Genomic DNA, 17,448 nt, shown 5'->3' with positions numbered 1-17,448 from the left:
TAAATAAAGATTATGTTTAAGCGATTTCGAATTATAAAATGGATAGCATTAGTTTTAGGAGGTGTTTTTGTATCACTTTTTATTTTTGGTTGGTGGTTTATGAGTTTAATACCATCTTCTGAAGATAAGATTGATATTACTTCATCTCGTGTATCAGATTTACCATACTTATCTGAAAACGTCATCACCAATCGTGGTAGAATTTTGACTGTAGTTACCAGTACTAACATGATGGGTGACACAGATAAAAAAACTGGTTATGAGTTAACAGAATTAGCTAGGGCGTACTATATTTTTCAAGCGAATGGTTTTGAAGTAGATATTGCCAGTCCTTTAGGAGGAGAACCACCTGTGATAATAGATAAAGAAGATATGGGTGTCTATGATTATGCATTTCTAAATGATAGCATTGCACAGCATAAGGTGAAAAATTCTATAGTGGTGGATCATATTGATCCAAAAATGTATGAGGCTGTATATTTTGCAGGTGGAAAAGGAGCTATGTTTGATTTTCCTAATAATCAAAGTATTCAAAATATTATAAAACATTTGCACCAATCCAATAAAGTGGTCGGTGCGGTATGTCATGGCCCTGCTGCATTGGTGAATGTGACTTTAGATTCTGGAAAACCTCTACTACAGAATAAAAAAGTATCCAGTTTTACCAATGAAGAAGAATTACTATTAATTTCAGATGCAAAAGAAATTTTTCCTTTTCTATTACAAGATAAATTGGAAGAAAGAGGAGGAGAATTTACGGAAGGTGACATGTATTTAGAACAAATTAGTCATGATGACAATTTGATTACTGGTCAAAATCCATGGTCTACCTGGAAACTAGCAGAAACAATGGTGCATCAATTGGGTTATACGCCAAAACATAGAGAAATTACGGCAGAAGAAAATGCAGTCCAGGTTTTAAAAATCTATCATAAAGAAGGAGCTGAAAGAGCTAGAGAGTTTGTAGATCAAATGTATGATAATGAAAAAAAGGAGATAGATAGAGTATTGATTGCTAAACATGGAATTATAGGAGCTATGCAAGGTAAAATAGGTAGGTTTTTTAGTCTCACTAGTCTTACATCTTATTTGAAATCAAAAACTACAAAAAGTTAAACAAAAAGATCTTTTTATGCGTCTAGTTTTTGTTCCTGAATAGCATAAATATAAGTACATTTGAAAAAAAACTGTTGAATTTTTTAGATATATTATTGATAATTATTAGCAGCGCAGGGCTTCTGCATGGGGTCTTGTTTGCTTTTTATCTAGTAATTATAAAGAAGAAAAAGACATTACCGAATTTACTATTAGGTTTCATATTAGTTTTTATGGCTTTTAGAGTGGGTAAATCGGTAATGTTAAATTTCGGAGACAATTTAGAACCCGTTTTTATTTTTATTGGATTAGCCTTTCTGCTACTTATTGGCCCGCTTTTAAGGTGGTATGTTTTAGGAATGACAATACCCAATTTTAAATTAGATACGTATGATTTTCTAGAATTATTACCCTTTTGTTTCGTTTTTGGTGCTAGTTTTTTCGTTTCTAGAGAATGGTATGAAAATAGTAATCTTGCCATTGTAGTTTTTGGAAGCGGTTTAATTTTTATCTATCTACACCTTATTTTCTATATAGTTATTAGTTTTCGCTTAGTTAGGAGATTAAAGAAATCTCAGTATAGGTTTCAAACAAAATCTCAAAAAGCAATACTACATTGGTTATATTACCTGATCATTGGAAGTTTTATCATTTGGATTACCTACGTTTTAAATATTTTAGATGGAGCTGTACCTTATATCGTAGGACCAATTGTATATTCAATTGTTATCTACTTTTTAAGTTATAAAGCATATCAATTACAAGTTGCAGAGATAGATGGAAAAGTTTTTTCTGAAGATGATAGCCTTTCTTTATTTAATAAGATTTCTCAACTTATGGTTGATCAGAAATTATATCTTGATCAAGACATCTCTTTGTTGAAATTAAGTCAGATGATAGAAAAAACGAAGCAACAAACTTCTACTATCATTAATCAATATGCTAAAAGAAATTTTAATGACTATATCAACTACTATCGTATCCAGGAAGCGAAAAGGTTATTTTCTGATTCAATGAATAATAAGTTCACAATTTCATCAATAGCATTTGATGCAGGTTTTAATAGTTTGTCTTCATTTAATCAAGCATTCAAAAAATTCGAAGGGATCACACCTTCAAAGTATAGAGAGTCTATAGGAAAAAAGTAGCATATATATTATTTTTTTCTTCTTTTATTTCTCTTAGGTTGTTTGTTAGATCCTTTTCCTTTATTAGTTTCTGTAAATGTTTTCTCTTTTCTTAATTCCCTGAAATGTTCAATAATTTTGGTTTTTACTTTAAAAGTCAGGACACTTTTCCTTTTGGTATAACTATAGTAACAACCTATTATTAATCCTACTCCTAATACTATTGGGATAGATCCATTTTCTATTAAAGGGAATTGTGTATACAAATTAATTGCAACTCTAGGTTCAAATGTTAGAAGTATAAATAAACCGTATATAAATGATATAATTCCAAAGATGAAAAAAGTATATATTTTAGAATTAATTCCTTTTAAAATTTGTTTTTCCAGTTTTTGAATATGTATATCACTTAAAAAAGGATTATTACGTTCTTTCTCTTTTTGAATAAGAAGTATAAGCTCTTGATTCAGAAAATCAAATGATACTCCATAACTTCTTTTTTTAAGATCTTCTTCGGTTATTTCGTATTTCATAGAGCTTTTATTTGTTGTTTTAAAATAAAAGTCGATTATAGATTATAACCGACTTTTATATATATACAGTTGTTATTCATTATTTCATAGTAACACCGCTGAAAATAGGAGTTTCACTTTCCAATCCGAGTTTATTTCGAACTACTTGTCCAGCTTGTAGTCCTGAAACGATAGCTCCTTCATAATAACCAACATTTACTCCAAAATTAATCCAATCTCCAGTAATGATCAAGTTATCAAAGCCAGATTCGTCTGCTTTTAATCGGTATTTATTAGAACCAGGAAGTGATAATGTATATCTGTCAGTAGGGTTTACATTGGCGCGGAAAAATTGAGTTTTTAATCTTGCATAATCTGTTTTCGCAGTTTTTGAAAAATCATGAATCACATCAAATTTCATTCCCTCAGGATATTCTAAGGTTGTGGCATTTTTAAAGAACCATCCCATTTTATCTCTTAGCCATTGTTCTGAAACACGCATAATTCGCTCTAATTGCTCATGTGGGTAGTTATGATCCGAAAATGGTGGAATTACCTCTGGATCCAAAAATGAACCTGTATAGTATATTAAAACTCCAGGTTTATGATCACCCCAATCTTCAAAAGGTAGTACTTGCGACATATCAATAAATGAATATTGTGGATCGGCATAAGTAACCAAGTTTGGTAATGCTCCTTCAGGGAATCCCCAATCCGGTAAATGCATCCCTAATTCTTTAAGATTAGGAGTGATCCATAGTTGCATTGACATTGTTGGAATACTTTTTACATTCGTATACATTTTATTCCAAGCTTCATTATTCGCAATGATTTCCTTACAAATACCTTCATTTCCACCTAATACATCAATAGGAATTCCTAATACAGTATAATCAAAATCTTTTCCTTTTTCTAAAGAAAGTTGTTTTACATTTTTCCATCCACACCATGATTCTTCCAAATCAAACTTTCCATCTTTTAGTGCCTTAGCTTGCTCGTCATCTATTTGATCATATAAAGGTTCTCCAGGCCAAACATCAATACCTTTTAATTTATACGTTGGGTTATAGGTGCCATCTTTTAGCGTAACCTGTTCTGCCATAGATATTTTTTCTATTTCTCCAGTATCCGAATAATGAACTTGTTCTACTTTATGGAAAAATTTAAAGTTTACACCTCTATTTTTTAGAACCAAATATATTGGTGTAATCATTGTATCCGCTGTTCCTGCTTTAAATTTCCAAACAAATGATCCCTTGTATCCAGCAGAATTGGTTAGGAAATGAAGTCCAACACCAGCTGCCAAACTACCTTGTTGGTCCGCTCCTGTAAGGTTATGGAAAGTTCCAGTATATAGGAATCTAACCATAGCAGAACTTAATAGACGTTCACTAGCACCATGATTTTTTAACCACTCACGATAATCCAGATCATTAATCTTTTCATAATCTAATTCATGAGTTTCCGGATTGTAAACATCAGCAAATGTTCCTTTCATATTGACTAAACCAAACTCCACAAATACTGCTAACCAATAGAAATATTCATTATGATCTGCTATAGCATCAATAAGCTTCGATACCCATTTAGAAAGTGTATGTAATATTTCATTGATGATCGAATGATGATCTTTTCTGGCGGCATGTTCATGTTCTTCATTTACCAAATTATCTACTAATCCAGATACATAATGTAATAACTTTTCGCCTTCATGTTTAAAAACCTTGTCTTTAACAAACGTTTCAAACTTCGATTTAAAATCAGACCAAAGTGTATGATGTTCTGGAGCTTTCAGATCTTCAATAGATTCGGATGCTTTAGCTATTATACTATCTTTATTAGGGTCAGTTCCAAATAAAATTTCTGCTACAAGTCCGATAGCTTTTTTTACAATGGCCGAAAATGGTAAAGGGCCACCTTGACCAGGAATATATTCATTAGAGGGAAAAATAATGTTCTTTTTGATCCATTGATTTGTCTTTGGATCAAAGTGCGTTAAAAGGGTAGTATCTTCACGATCAAATGCTTCATCCCATGATTTAAAAGGACTATCTGGCATTAAATTATGTTTCTCGCACTCTTTATAAGAATCTTGAATAAGTCGAAAAGCGTTTTCATACCATCCTTGCGCAATATGAATACCATGTTCCTGAATTCGTTCATTAGGGCCTCTTCCAGTTGCTGTTTTTCCTCCAAGGCGCCATCCCATTTGATAGATAGTTATTTCATAATGATCCTGCCAGTTTTCGTAACTACTGAGTTCATAAGCCGCAGTTAATGAAGACATACCACTACCTAAAATGGCAATTTTCTTTTTAGATGATTCTGTGTTTTGCATTAGTTTATTAGTTTTAAGGAATATCGATTACTTTGGTTGTAAATTCTTGATTGAAATGAGATGCGTTTAATTCATTCTCTGTTATAGGATAAATAGGTTTATTATTATGGATAAATTTTGTAACTATTGGTGAATTATTCCATGTTGCCGCTTCTTTATATAGATCATCCAAATGAGGTAGTATAAAGATCTTATCGAATACAATTTCTACCAATCCGAAAAAGTTGTGTGCCTTGTGGGTAACATATTTAATATCTTCTTTTGATAGAGGATAATGAGTAGGGTAGAAGGCTTCAATATCCGTTATTAAAGAAACCGCACAACCACGTGGATTTCCAAAAATCTTTCCTAAGATTCCAAAAGTTACGCCTTCGACCATCGATTGCGCATACAACAATCGGTATAGCACAATATTCATAAAATATTGTTCGTAGATATTTTCCTTGAATGCTATGGTATCTGCAATTTCATAACCTGCAATGATACTGGAGTTATGTGCTCTATACCATGAACATTCATTTGGGGTTTCTATATAGTCCAACCAGAATTGTACAGGAACGGGTAAATCTTCAAATGTATCACCAGATTCTTTAATTAGTTGAGCTAAGGTGGCAAGATATAAGAAATAACTATTTACCTCTCTCCACCAAGGACTTCCTGGTTGTTTACCATCTATTGGATTAAGAGTACCTCTTTTTATTTCCCATTTGATAAAAGCTAATTCAGAATTCCCTAATCCTTCACGTCCTTTTACAAATGGATCTCCATATTTTTGATAAAAATCATAACGTAGTTGATAACGACCTTCTGGATCGTTAGAAACACCATCTACAATAGTTTGGGCGTTTTTCTTTAGTATTTCTAGTTTGTTCATATATTCGCAAAAAAAAGCTTCATAAACATACAAGTAAAATTGTTAAAAACAATAATTATTTTCGTTATTTCCATTAACATTTTACTTAAAAATTCCCTATATTAACCATTCCAAATGGCAAGTTATCTCAAATATTATTTAGGAATATTTTTATTAATACTACTATTGCCACTTGATCTTGAGGGGCAAACCACTGTATTATTAGATAATACATCCGAATTAAAGGATATTGGGTTACAAACCCAATACCTGGAAGACGCATCTTTAAATCTTACTATTGATGATATCATAAGTGATAAAATGATGTCAAATTTTCAAACCAATACTAAGGAAACAATAAATTTTTCTAGTACTGCATCTGCCTATTGGTTAAAATTTGATATAAAGAAGGAAGTGTCCGATAATTTTTATTTGAATGTTGGTTCTGCTTTTATAGATGTCATATCACTATATGAATATGACAGTTCTGGTCAATTAATATCTACAAGACATACAGGAGATGACTTACCTTTTGATACAAGAGAAGTTGAAATAGGTAATTATTTATTTGAACTCGATTTTGATCCAGGTACCACAAGGACGTTTTACCTAAGAGTAAAATGTGATCAACCATTATTCTTTTTATTACGTGTCGGTACACTTTCTAATTTTGTAGCCTATACACACGATTTAGATTTCGTTCAAGGAATTTATTTCGGATTCATGCTCTTGATATTTCTTTATAACTTGTTTTTATACATATCCATAAGAGAAAGAATTTATTTGTATTATATCGCATATGTAGTAATTGTTACATGGTTTGGAGCCTCTGTATTTGGATATTTCTTTGAATATTTTTGGTCGGATTATCCAATCATTAACAAATTTGTTGTGATCAGTGCTGGATTAACAATGATCACTGCAACTTTGTTTACACAACAATTTTTAAATACCAAAGAATCAGGTTCTCGTTTACATAAAATATCTATGATCTTTCTGATAGTAGGTTTTTTGGTGTGTGCTTTGGTAATTGTAGGATTCAAAATAGAAGGTCTGAAACTTTCGCAAGTTGGACTTTTGGCGATGGCTGCATATTTTCTGGTTTTAGGGATACGCTTTAAATTAAAAGGATTTCGCCCTGCTATTTACTATTTGTTAGCTTGGGGTGCGTTGATAGTAGGGATCTGCTTCACTATTTTTGAATCTTTAGATATGATTCCAGTAATGAAGTATTTAAATCCTATGCAGATTGGTTCGGCCTTTGAAGTATTATTGCTTTCATTTGCTTTGGGTGATCGGATCAATATGTATAAAAAGCAAAAGGAAGATGCTCAGTTAGAAGCCCTGATTTCAGCTAAAGAAAATGAAAAGCTAATTCAAGAACAGAATATTATATTAGAACGTAAAGTAGAAGAACGAACTGCTGTTGTTGCACTTCGTAATAAAGAATTAGTAGACCTTAATAAAGAAAAAGACATGCTAGTGAGCATGGTTGCGCATGATCTTAGAACTCCCTTACACCAAATGAAAGGGTCTATTTGGTTGTTGGATATACCTAATATGAAGCTTACCGGGGATCAGGAAACGTATTTGAACGCAATTAATAGTTCTGTGGATCGTCTTACGGATATGATAGGACGTATCTTGGATACGCAAGCTCTCGAGACGAAAAAAATCAAATTAGTGAATGAAACATTAGATATTGTTGAATTGGTTGAGTATGTAGCGAAGTGTTTTGATCTAATTGCTAAAGAAAAAAATATTGAGATAGGAGTAGAGGCGGAAATGGGAATGCACTTGGTAGAAATCGATAAGAATTATATGATTCAGGTGTTGGAAAACTTATTATCTAATGCTATCAAATTCTCAAATACTGAAAGCAAAGTTGTATTAAGAGTTCATTCTGATACTCATAAAACAAGGGTTATAGTAGAGGATAATGGTCCTGGGATTAGCGAAGATGATCAAAAGAAACTTTTTGGGAAATTTCAAAAACTCACTGCGCAACCAACAGCTGGAGAATCTTCTACAGGGCTAGGATTATCCATTGTAAAAAAATATGTCGAAGCGATGAAAGGAACCATACATTGTGAAAGTACACTTGGTGAAGGAACGCAATTTATTATTACTCTTGATGCTAAAGATAAACTACAGAAAGTCGACGGATAGTAATTTGATCTTTACGCTTTATAGATTAGAGTAGTATAAAAACTCTTAAAACATTGCTAGCTTAAATTTTATGTTATTTTTGTACCCGTTAATAAATCGCTTTCCATGGTATGAATTACTTTTATAGAAGCGACTATTTTATGAGCCACAATAACCTACTATACATTTGGATTATAGGAATCTTTCTAAACATTCCTCTCGTTACTTTTAGTCAAGAGAAAGATACCTTTACCGGAAAATATAAGATCGGTAAATATATCGGCGAAGCAAACTACACTTATACTTTTACAGAGAATGATACCATTTTGGATGGTATGTTTCAGTTTCAAAGTTCGAATTTACAGGCGTTATTAGAAAAGAAGGACACTTCTTTTTTAATTAAAGGTAATTTTGAGAACAATCTTCCTAATGGATCGTGGACGTTTCGATTTAATTCATTTCAATCTAATAAAAAGAGTAAACTTGAAGATTATCAGTATGTAGTAAATGTTAGTGGAAAACAACGTGTAGTGAATGGTGAATTTATTGAGGGATATCCTAATGGAACTTGGAGCTATGTTGTACAAGAGATTATAGATTCAAAAGTTGATAAAGTCACTTTTAAAAGTTCAATAGAATTTGAAAAAGGAATTCCGCAAAAAAGTTTTCGCATTGAAGATCAAGATCAAGAATTAGTAGGACGTTTTTTAAGAAATGGTTTAGCCCATGATCGATGGACATTATATTCGGATCAAGAAGTTGATGAAGCAGAAGCCTGGAACTTTAATGAAGGTGTGCTAGAACGTATTCGTATCAATAAACGAGGGAATTCAAGTGAAATTATCATTTTTAATGATATTCAAAGCCAGACAAAAACTATTACACTTGATAAAAGATACCTGGATATTTTAAAATTAAAGTTAAAACCAAAGGAAACCCCAGAAATAACGAATAGTAGTATCCTTATGTTGCTTGATCAAAATGACAGATATTATAAAAGTATAGATACTATTCTATCTGATATTAATCCTGTTACTTTTGCACCAAAATTTCAAGTTAGAGTTCCATATTTCCCATTAAATATTTCAGAAAAGAAGAGTATAGATTCTTTAGAATTTTGGAATCAGAAGTCTAAAAAAATAAGTGCTGATTTACAGCAAGATACACAACTTGCTATTCTTAAATTATCAGATAAGAAGGTACGATTGTTACTAGATTCAGTTGATGCTATTTCTGAAAAGATTCTGGATCCTATCCAAAAAATCAGTGCTTATAAAAATGATTCCATCTTATCATTCATATCCCGAAAAGAAATCGTAGACAAGGTATGGTTAGAAGGTATTCCTACAATTAGTGGGTTAAAAACCGAGCCTAAAATAAATATATCTACTCAGAATAAGTCCAATGTCTTCTTTGAAATAGAAAAACTTTCTAAAGAAACTCTTGAGTATTTAGTGGCGATTCAAAAAGAGTTAGATAAAAAAGTTAGCAAACAAAGGAGAGAACAAAAAGCTATTGAGCTGGAAAAAAAGATGATTTCTCAGTTGGAGTATTTAGCTGTTGTAGAGAAATCTTTTCAAAAAGATACGGTGCCTGAAATATATGTAAAAACATTGGGCACAATTAAAGAGAATGCTCAGAAAAAGCTCAATAAGTATGCGGCATTAAGTGACGTTGATCAAAAATTAGAGTATGCTAAAGAATTAGTAGTATGTTTTGATGCATTGGATAATATTGGAGAAACGATTATAAAGTTACCCGAACAGCAAAATGAAATAAAGGAAAAATATCAAGATGCTGTATGGAATCCGTTTACAGCTACTGTAATGAATGAAATAGTTAAAAAAAGAATTACACAAGCTTATGAGCAGATTCTGATACCTTATTTCCTTCAAATGGTAGAGCAAGAAATAAGTTGCGATGATTCCATAATATGGATACAAACCGTATATAATACGCATCAACGAATGCTGGAGATGAGAGAAGAGAATACAAGAAAACTAGAGCGAAAACTTAGAAGGGAAAAAGATCCTTTAGTAATTCTTCAACTTTTTCAGGTATCTCCCAATAATAAAGAGCAGGAATAAATGATAAAAAACTTGTGTACATACTTAGTTTTTATGCTATTATGGATGTATCCAATTACAGATATCCAAGCACAAGACGAACCTGCTACAGAATCAGAATTTAAAGATCCTGTTACAAAGTTGTGGATTAATACCTATGGAAATATTAGAATTGCTAAACGTTTTTTCTGGGTAGCACAAACTCATTTTAGATTTGAAGAAACAGAAGAAACTCCTTTTGTGGGTCAAGTTGCACAAATCTATAACAGACATGCTATAGGATATATATATTCTAAAAAGTTTAATTTTAGTTTAGGAGGAGTATTAAGACTTAACTTTAATACAGATCCTTCATCTCCAGATCGAAATCTAGTTCCGGAATGGAGAATATGGCATCAATATATGTTTGCAATGCCACTATCTAACATGATGTTTTATCACCGTATACGTATTGAACATCGCTGGACACAGGATTTTGCAGAAGGTAGTAAGTATGATTTTCGAAATAGATGGAGATACATGTTTAAAGCTAAAATTCCACTTAACTCTGCTACTTTAGCTCCGAAAACATTTTATGTTTCTCCAGAAGCAGAATTAATTATGCAAAGTGGAAAACCAGTAGTAGGAAGTCCTTTTGAAGATCTAAGATTACACGCTTCATTTGGTTATATTCTTACGCCCAGAATGACCGTAGCAGCTGGAATTATGTATTCGCAAGGACAAACGTTGAGTGACGGAACCGTTTTTAAACAAAATTGGACAGCTAGACTACATCTATATTTTTCACCAGATTTTAGAAAAGTAAAAAATAAACTACCTGCAATACATCTTGATGATTAATGCTTAGAATTATGAATATAAGTTTCTAGATGATGAAATTAAAAAAAACAACATTAGTTTTATACGGTTTATTACTTATTGCTATTGGAGTTGCCGTAAGTGGAAAATTTAAGGAGCGAAGATTGCATAAGGAATTAAACGAGACTCAGCAAAATGAAACTCAAATCATTGAACAAATCGATTCTCGAAATGATTTATTAAAAATCGATTCTTTACTTATAAAAGGAAAATACGCTTCCGCTTTAAAGGCATATAAACAAAAAATGACCGTTACTGAAGAAAATGTTCCTATCAAGTTAAGAGTACAAATAGCTCAGCGATTTCTGGAACTTTCAGAATTGAACATAGTACAAGATTCTTCCTCTTTAGAAGAGGAATTAGAATCAAAAATAGTAACCAGTACTGTTGCTCCAAATGAAATACGAAAATATGATTCATTAAGTTTTGTGTTAGCTAAAGTAAAAGCACAGCTTAACCGAATGAAAAAGAAACAACAAAAAAAATCATACGGTGAATACCTAACATTTACGAATAGAAAAAAACATAAAGTTCATTATGTAGGTCAGGTAAAAAATGAAAAAGCAAGTGGATATGGAATTGCTTTTTTTGATACAGGAAGTCGCTATGAAGGAGAATGGAAAGAGAATTTAAGACATGGAGAAGGAGCATTTTATTGGACTGATGGGCAATCATATGTAGGACAATATTTAAATGATCGCCGTAATGGTAATGGAACTTATGCATGGCCTAATGGAGAAAAGTATGTAGGACAATGGAAAGATGACCAGAGGAATGGAAAGGGTATTTTTTATGGAAAAAATAATAAGGTGATCACCGAAGGTGTTTGGGAAAATGATAAACTGGTAAAAGAAGATAAAAATAAAAAGTAAAGCTTATGTAATTATTAAATAAACATTCATCAAATCAAAAATCAAAAAACAATGAGTAGAAATATTTTACTATGCCTGGCAACATTTATGTTGTTTGGCTTATCATTATGTTATTCTCAAGAGAGTATCAAAAATCTAAAAGATGTTATTGTAAAAACAGAAATTTTAGATTCTTTTTTAGTGTCCCAAATGGATTCCTTAAAAATTCCTGGACTTTCCATAGCTATTATTAACGAAGCAAAAGTGTCCTACCATCAAGTTTATGGTTATGCAAATATTGAGAAAAAACTTCCTGTAACTAAAACAACAATTTTCGAAGGTGCTTCGATGTCAAAGTCTGTTTTTGCAACATTTGTAATGACTTTTGTAGAAGAAGGAAAATTAGCGTTAGATAAACCATTATACACGTATTTACCATATGATGATATCGCACATGATGAGCGCTACAAAAAAATAACAGCACGCATGGTGTTGAGTCACAGATCAGGATTTCCAAATTGGAGAGAAAATGAAGAAGGTAAAAAATTAAGAATAAAGTTTGATCCTGATACAGATTATGGATATTCTGGAGAAGGATATCAATACTTAGCAATGGTGTTAAAACAAATAGAAAATACGGATTGGAATGGTTTAGAAGAAATATTTCAACAAAGAATAGCTAAACCTTTAGGATTACAACACACTACTTTTATTGAAGACGTATATGCACTAAAAAACAAAGCAGAACCCTACAATAAAGCAGGTAAATGGATCGATTGGAAAAAAGATTATTGGTATTTGAAAGATAAAGGCATATTTGTAGCACCAGCATCTATTCGCACAGAACCTTTAGATTTCTCTAAATGGATGATTGCTGTTATGAATCAGGAGATATTAAAAGAAGAGAGTTATCTAGAACTGCTTAAACCACATTCTACAGTAACTACTTTATCTAATGGAACAAAAATTCTTTATAGTTTAGGTTTTATTACAGCAGATGGTCTTTATAAAGACAGCTTTTTCCATGGTGGTTCTAATGATGGTTTTACATGTTGGTATATGATGGACATTGAAAAAAAATGGGGTTATGTGTTATTTACCAATTCGATGTTTGGAGAAAAATTGGGTGAAAAATTATGGGATTATTTAGATCTAGATAGTTATTAGATGAGCGCAAGATTTATCTATAAATCTATCTTCTTCTTCCCGAATATGTAATCGCTTCTCCTTTACCAAAAGCATAACTTAATCCAAAAGTGAAAAAGCGTCCTCTTCTTCCAAAATTATATGTTTCAAAAGTAGGTTGATTTACAAAACGTTCCTGAATTCTAGAGGCAAAAACATCTCTTATACCTAGGTTTGCTACAATTTTACCTTTTAGTATTTTTTTTCGAAGACCTAAATCAAGGAAAGCAAAACCACTTTGTTTTCCTTGAACTGTTTCAAAGCCAGATCGATAATTACCATTAAGTTCTAAATCAATATCAGCAGGAAGGCCAATTTTTGAACCTAATCTAGTTGACCACTGATTTCCAGTAAAATCAAATACTTGCCCTTCAAAAGTACCTTTGCGATCAAAATAATTGAAATTAAAGTCACCTGTAAAAGTCAACCATTTTGTGGGGCTATATTTTCCATTCGTCTCAAAACCTATAGATGAATTGGTTCCTATATTTTCTGGAGTAGAAAAATTCACATTATCAATAAAAGTAGATACTCTTTCTACAACATCAGTAGTATATCGATGATATAGACTCGAACTCATACTTGCTTTCCCAATTTTGTAAATACTTGTTAACTCGTAAGAGTCTRTAAACTCAGGTTGTAAATCTGGATTACCGGTTCTTATATTAAAGTTATTTCTAATATTGAAAAACGGATTTAAATCCCAAAGACGTGGTCTAAAGATACGTTTGGAGTAACCTGCTTGTAATGAAAACTTTTCACTAAAAGTATATGAAGTATGAAAACTAGGAAAGAAATTAGTGAAGTTTCTAGAGTTGCTTTCATTTGTATTAGCTAGTAAAGTTTCTAAATCAGTGTTTTCTACTCTCATTCCGGCTTTTATACCCCAAATATCATTTTCATATGCCAATGTGCCATATACACCCAGTACTTTCTGATTCCATTCAAAATCATTGGTTAGATTTTCATTAATTACATAAGCTCCATTGATAAAATCTTCTACTTGAAAATCATTACCAACATCATTGATTACGTATTGCGCACCAGTTTCAATAGTATATTCCTTAGTTATTGGATTGGTATAGTCTGCTTTAAAGGTGAAATCAGCTTGTTGAAAAGTAGTAGATGTACGTTGGTTATTGTCTACATCTTCGCCTTCAAGCGTAGTATCAGTAAATAAAGAAGACTGGTCTTTCCCAAAAAAACTTCCCAAAGCACTTAACTGAAACGTATGATCCTTGTTATTCTTAAATTCTTTTTTCCAGTTAAATTCATATTGCCATTTTGGATTGGTTGCTTCTGTATCTTCATTACGTATCCATCTCGATACGAGTTCATTATTGGTGTCAAAAAAACTAAAATTAGTCTCTGATGGTTGATCTTCGATTTCATAAGCAAAATTACCAGAGAGTGTCAATACATTATATTTGTTCAAATGATAATCGGTTCCTAATGTTAGATTAAAGAAGGTTTCATTTCTAAAGTTTTCTCCATCACTAAAAATCACTTCATTATTTTCCAAGTTTCTGTTGATAGCTTCATTTTCTCTTGGTAAGGAGCGATAACCAGCTCCCATTTGAGTAAAGAGGTTGAATTTTTCGGTTCTACGATTTAAACTAACTCCTACATTGTGATTATCGGGAATACCTGTATTGAGAGAAATAGATCCATTCCAACCCTTTTTTTCCTCTTTCTTTAAAATAATATTCAAAATTCCTGATGTTCCTGAAGCTTCATATTTAGCAGAAGGATTGGTAATTACTTCAATACTTTGAATCATATCAGCAGTAATAGTTCCCAAAGCATTGCTAGACTCATCTGCCAAAACAGAAGGTTTTCCATTAATTAAAATCTGAACTCCACCACTTCCTCTTAAACTAATCTCTCCTTCTATATTTACATTTACTGATGGTACATTATTCAATACTTCCAAAGCACTTGCTCCTGCGGTACTTAGATCTTTTCCAACATTGAAAACACGTTTATCTAATTTGAATTCAGTTTTGGATACTTCACCTCTTACTACCACTTCATCTAAGGTTTCACTATCTTGATATAGTTTTACAGTACCAACATCTACCTTGTTATTGGTCATTGTAAAATCTTTTAATTGGATCGTTTTAAATCCAATAAAACTGATTTCTAAATAAAAATCTTGAATTGTGGTTTTTAAATCAAAAATTCCAGCATCATTTGTAATTGCGCCAGTTATTGTTGATTTTGTGTTTTTATTATTCAAAGTTACGGTTGCGTAGGGTATAGGTTGACTAGTTTCCGCTTCTATCAATAATCCGCTTACTTGAATTTCTTTAGTTTGACACCAAACATTAAGTGTGCATATGATAAATACTAAAGCAAAATGTGTTTTCATTTTCAAATCTTATTGCAATTATTTTATCAAAGAAAAGCAGAAAGAAAAATTTCTAAAAATATATTCTGGTAAACAACTATTACAATACTATAAACGACAGCGAAGTCATTTACCTGTATAGATCTGTTGTTTGCAGTATTTTTTAACTAGGTTAGTGATAAAACACTTATGTTGGCGTTACAAAAAGCTATATTTGTTAGGCTGGTATATGAATATTATGAGAAAAATACTTCTAAATAAAGAGGTTTGGTTTCAGGTGATACTACATATTGTAGTGTTTACCTTTTATTCATTTGATCGTCGCAATCCAGAAATACAGTTTTATCAATATATATTTTTTCTAAACTATGTTATCGCAGGATTGATCATCAATTACATATTGTTACCAAAATTTTTGTATCCTGGCTCTTATTTGAAGTTTGCAGTATATGTTAGCGTGGTGGTAGCTTGCGTCATTTTTGTGGAAGAGGCAATTTTGGAGAAGATTTATTTTCCAAATACTCGAGGTAAAAAATTCTTAGGGATAGCCTTCAATCTAATTGGAACATTACCAACCTTATCCATATTAGCAGGGTTTAAATTTGGATGGGACGCACTCATCAAACAAAAAGAAGTTAAAGAATTGAAAGACTCTGTAAAAGAGAGTGAACTTCAATTCCTAAAATCTCAGATTAATCCACATTTTTTATTCAATAATTTGAATAATTTATATTCATATGCCATTGAAAAATCTCCAAGAACACCTGAGATTATCTTAGAATTATCAGGAGTACTTAGATATATGCTTTATGAATGTAAAGTAACTTATGTTTCCCTTTCTAAAGAGTTAGAACAGTTAGAAAACTTTATTAATCTTGGTCGTTTGCAAATTGAAGGACGTGGCAGCGTTACGTTTACAAAAGAAATTGCACAATCAAATTTTAGGATTGCCCCATTGATATTGGTAGTCTTTCTAGAAAATGCATTTAAGCATGGTAGCTCAAGTCAAACTGATGGTATCCAAATTAATTCCAATGTGAAGGTTACTAATGATGGAATATTACATTTTAAATGCTCTAATACTTTCAAGACTCAAACAAATATCAGTAATTTAGATAGTGGTATTGGTTTAAAAAATGTGAGAAAACGATTAATGATCATATATCCAAACGCGCATACATTAGAAGTAACTAGTGATAATGGTATCTATCAAGTAGAATTAATGATTGATCTCAAAAAACAAAAAGAGATATGAAGTGTATCATTATAGAGGATCAATTACCTGCTCAGCGTATCTTAAAGAAGTACATTGAAGATTTGGGTACTCTAGAACTAGTGGGTACGTTCACTGATGCTATTGAAGCAATAGTATTACTAAAATCTACTACAATAGCTATTATTTTTTTGGATATTCACTTACCTAAAATTTCAGGTATTGATTTTTTAAAAACGCTATCGAATCCACCACAAATAATTCTTACCACAGCTTTCCCGGATTATGCTCTAGAAAGTTATGAATTTGATGTAGTTGATTATCTATTAAAACCATTTTCTTTTCAAAGATTTGTAAAAGCAATTTCTAAAGTCGATACTAAAAAAGATACTCTTGTAATTTCCGATCAAAAAAATGAGTCTGAAGAACTGCAAGATATTTATATAAAGGTTGGTTTTGATCATGTACGAATAGTACTTGAAGAAATTATTTATATAGTATCAGATTCAGATTATACAGAAATCCACATAAATAGCAAGAAACTATTATCTTCAGAAACATTGCGTCATTGGGAAGAGTTTTTACCTTCTTCTAAGTTTATGAGAGTACACAAATCCTATATTATCAATACTTCGAGAATAGAAAGAGTTTCTGGCAACCAAATATATTTATCCCATCAAAAAGTGATCCCGTTAGGTAGAGCGTATAAAGACAATTTTGTAAAAAACATTCTGTAATACGCTATTATAGATACAAATCAAAAATCCTAATACCATTCAATGCACAGGATGGAGATCTGCTATTTCTTCTTCAGTAAAAATCCTTGATTTGATAACAAATCTAATGCCTAGT

General features: G+C 31.6%; 13 protein-coding genes. 9 read left to right on the top strand and 4 right to left on the bottom strand.

All coding sequences use genetic code 11. The annotated features are described in order from the left end of the window. Window positions 1-12: 12 nt before the first annotated feature. On the top strand, window positions 13-1,116 hold the full coding sequence (locus GBO31_RS13225) for a type 1 glutamine amidotransferase domain-containing protein (RefSeq protein ID WP_219008832.1): 1,104 nt from the start codon (window positions 13-15) through the stop codon (window positions 1,114-1,116). Between the two features lie 212 nt (window positions 1,117-1,328). After that, entirely contained in the window at window positions 1,329-2,243 is a 915-nt protein-coding gene (locus tag GBO31_RS13220; RefSeq protein WP_219008831.1) for a helix-turn-helix domain-containing protein, read from the top strand. Window positions 2,244-2,251: 8 nt separating this feature from the next. Here the strand turns inward: GBO31_RS13220 and GBO31_RS13215 are convergent, their stop codons facing one another. The 3 genes from GBO31_RS13215 to GBO31_RS13205 all read right to left on the bottom strand — a co-directional run bounded on the left by GBO31_RS13215 (window position 2,252) and on the right by GBO31_RS13205 (window position 5,946). Then, entirely contained in the window at window positions 2,252-2,755 is a 504-nt protein-coding gene (locus GBO31_RS13215; protein ID WP_219008830.1) for a hypothetical protein, read from the bottom strand. A gap of 79 nt (window positions 2,756-2,834) precedes the next feature. Then, window positions 2,835-5,072 (bottom strand): NAD(P)-binding protein, encoded by a 2,238-nt coding sequence (locus tag GBO31_RS13210; protein ID WP_219008829.1) that lies wholly within the window; start codon window positions 5,070-5,072, stop codon window positions 2,835-2,837. A 13-nt stretch (window positions 5,073-5,085) separates the two neighbouring features. Then, a complete protein-coding gene (locus GBO31_RS13205; protein WP_219008828.1) occupies window positions 5,086-5,946 on the bottom strand; it encodes a hypothetical protein in 861 nt (286 codons plus the stop codon). Window positions 5,947-6,060: 114 nt separating this feature from the next. Between GBO31_RS13205 and GBO31_RS13200 the strand changes: the two genes are divergently transcribed. The 5 genes from GBO31_RS13200 to GBO31_RS13180 all read left to right on the top strand — a co-directional run bounded on the left by GBO31_RS13200 (window position 6,061) and on the right by GBO31_RS13180 (window position 13,015). Further along, window positions 6,061-8,094, top strand: a complete 2,034-nt coding sequence (locus GBO31_RS13200; RefSeq protein WP_219008827.1) for a sensor histidine kinase — start codon at window positions 6,061-6,063, stop codon at window positions 8,092-8,094. Window positions 8,095-8,234: 140 nt separating this feature from the next. Then, a complete protein-coding gene (locus GBO31_RS13195) occupies window positions 8,235-10,160 on the top strand; it encodes a hypothetical protein (protein ID WP_219008826.1) in 1,926 nt (641 codons plus the stop codon). Beyond that, a complete protein-coding gene (locus tag GBO31_RS13190) occupies window positions 10,161-10,979 on the top strand; it encodes a DUF2490 domain-containing protein (RefSeq protein ID WP_246615866.1) in 819 nt (272 codons plus the stop codon). A 29-nt stretch (window positions 10,980-11,008) separates the two neighbouring features. Next, window positions 11,009-11,869, top strand: a complete 861-nt coding sequence (locus GBO31_RS13185; RefSeq protein WP_219008825.1) for an MORN repeat-containing protein — start codon at window positions 11,009-11,011, stop codon at window positions 11,867-11,869. Between the two features lie 51 nt (window positions 11,870-11,920). After that, entirely contained in the window at window positions 11,921-13,015 is a 1,095-nt protein-coding gene (locus GBO31_RS13180; RefSeq protein WP_219008824.1) for a serine hydrolase domain-containing protein, read from the top strand. A 25-nt stretch (window positions 13,016-13,040) separates the two neighbouring features. Here GBO31_RS13180 and GBO31_RS13175 read toward each other — a convergent pair whose 3' ends face one another. Beyond that, window positions 13,041-15,404, bottom strand: coding sequence for a TonB-dependent receptor domain-containing protein (locus tag GBO31_RS13175; protein WP_219008823.1), 2,364 nt, complete (start codon window positions 15,402-15,404; stop codon window positions 13,041-13,043). 217 nt (window positions 15,405-15,621) lie between these two features. Here GBO31_RS13175 and GBO31_RS13170 point away from each other — a divergent pair, with 217 nt between their 5' ends. Together GBO31_RS13170 and GBO31_RS13165 are read left to right on the top strand one after the other, a co-directional pair. Beyond that, entirely contained in the window at window positions 15,622-16,638 is a 1,017-nt protein-coding gene (locus GBO31_RS13170; protein ID WP_246615865.1) for a sensor histidine kinase, read from the top strand. After that, complete coding sequence (locus GBO31_RS13165) at window positions 16,635-17,333, top strand: LytR/AlgR family response regulator transcription factor (RefSeq protein WP_219008822.1); 699 nt, start codon at window positions 16,635-16,637, stop codon at window positions 17,331-17,333. Before GBO31_RS13170 ends, GBO31_RS13165 begins: the two co-directional genes overlap by 4 nt. Window positions 17,334-17,448: the final 115 nt, after the last annotated feature.

Source organism: Aquimarina litoralis, from assembly GCF_019295435.1.
Classification (GTDB): domain Bacteria; phylum Bacteroidota; class Bacteroidia; order Flavobacteriales; family Flavobacteriaceae; genus Aquimarina; species Aquimarina litoralis_A.
This window is presented reverse-complemented; position numbering and strand designations above follow the sequence as displayed.

What these genes read in the sequence shown, in the direction of transcription:
- GBO31_RS13225 (WP_219008832.1), top strand. Translation starts at nt 13, where the DNA reads ATGTTTAAGCGATTTCGAATTATAAAATGGATAGCATTAGTTTTAGGA.
- GBO31_RS13220 (WP_219008831.1), top strand. Translation starts at nt 1,329, where the DNA reads ATGGCTTTTAGAGTGGGTAAATCGGTAATGTTAAATTTCGGAGACAAT.
- GBO31_RS13215 (WP_219008830.1), bottom strand. Translation starts at nt 2,755, where the DNA reads ATGAAATACGAAATAACCGAAGAAGATCTTAAAAAAAGAAGTTATGGA.
- GBO31_RS13210 (WP_219008829.1), bottom strand. Translation starts at nt 5,072, where the DNA reads ATGCAAAACACAGAATCATCTAAAAAGAAAATTGCCATTTTAGGTAGT.
- GBO31_RS13205 (WP_219008828.1), bottom strand. Translation starts at nt 5,946, where the DNA reads ATGAACAAACTAGAAATACTAAAGAAAAACGCCCAAACTATTGTAGAT.
- GBO31_RS13200 (WP_219008827.1), top strand. Translation starts at nt 6,061, where the DNA reads ATGGCAAGTTATCTCAAATATTATTTAGGAATATTTTTATTAATACTA.
- GBO31_RS13195 (WP_219008826.1), top strand. Translation starts at nt 8,235, where the DNA reads ATGAGCCACAATAACCTACTATACATTTGGATTATAGGAATCTTTCTA.
- GBO31_RS13190 (WP_246615866.1), top strand. Translation starts at nt 10,161, where the DNA reads ATGATAAAAAACTTGTGTACATACTTAGTTTTTATGCTATTATGGATG.
- GBO31_RS13185 (WP_219008825.1), top strand. Translation starts at nt 11,009, where the DNA reads ATGATGAAATTAAAAAAAACAACATTAGTTTTATACGGTTTATTACTT.
- GBO31_RS13180 (WP_219008824.1), top strand. Translation starts at nt 11,921, where the DNA reads ATGAGTAGAAATATTTTACTATGCCTGGCAACATTTATGTTGTTTGGC.
- GBO31_RS13170 (WP_246615865.1), top strand. Translation starts at nt 15,622, where the DNA reads ATGAGAAAAATACTTCTAAATAAAGAGGTTTGGTTTCAGGTGATACTA.
- GBO31_RS13165 (WP_219008822.1), top strand. Translation starts at nt 16,635, where the DNA reads ATGAAGTGTATCATTATAGAGGATCAATTACCTGCTCAGCGTATCTTA.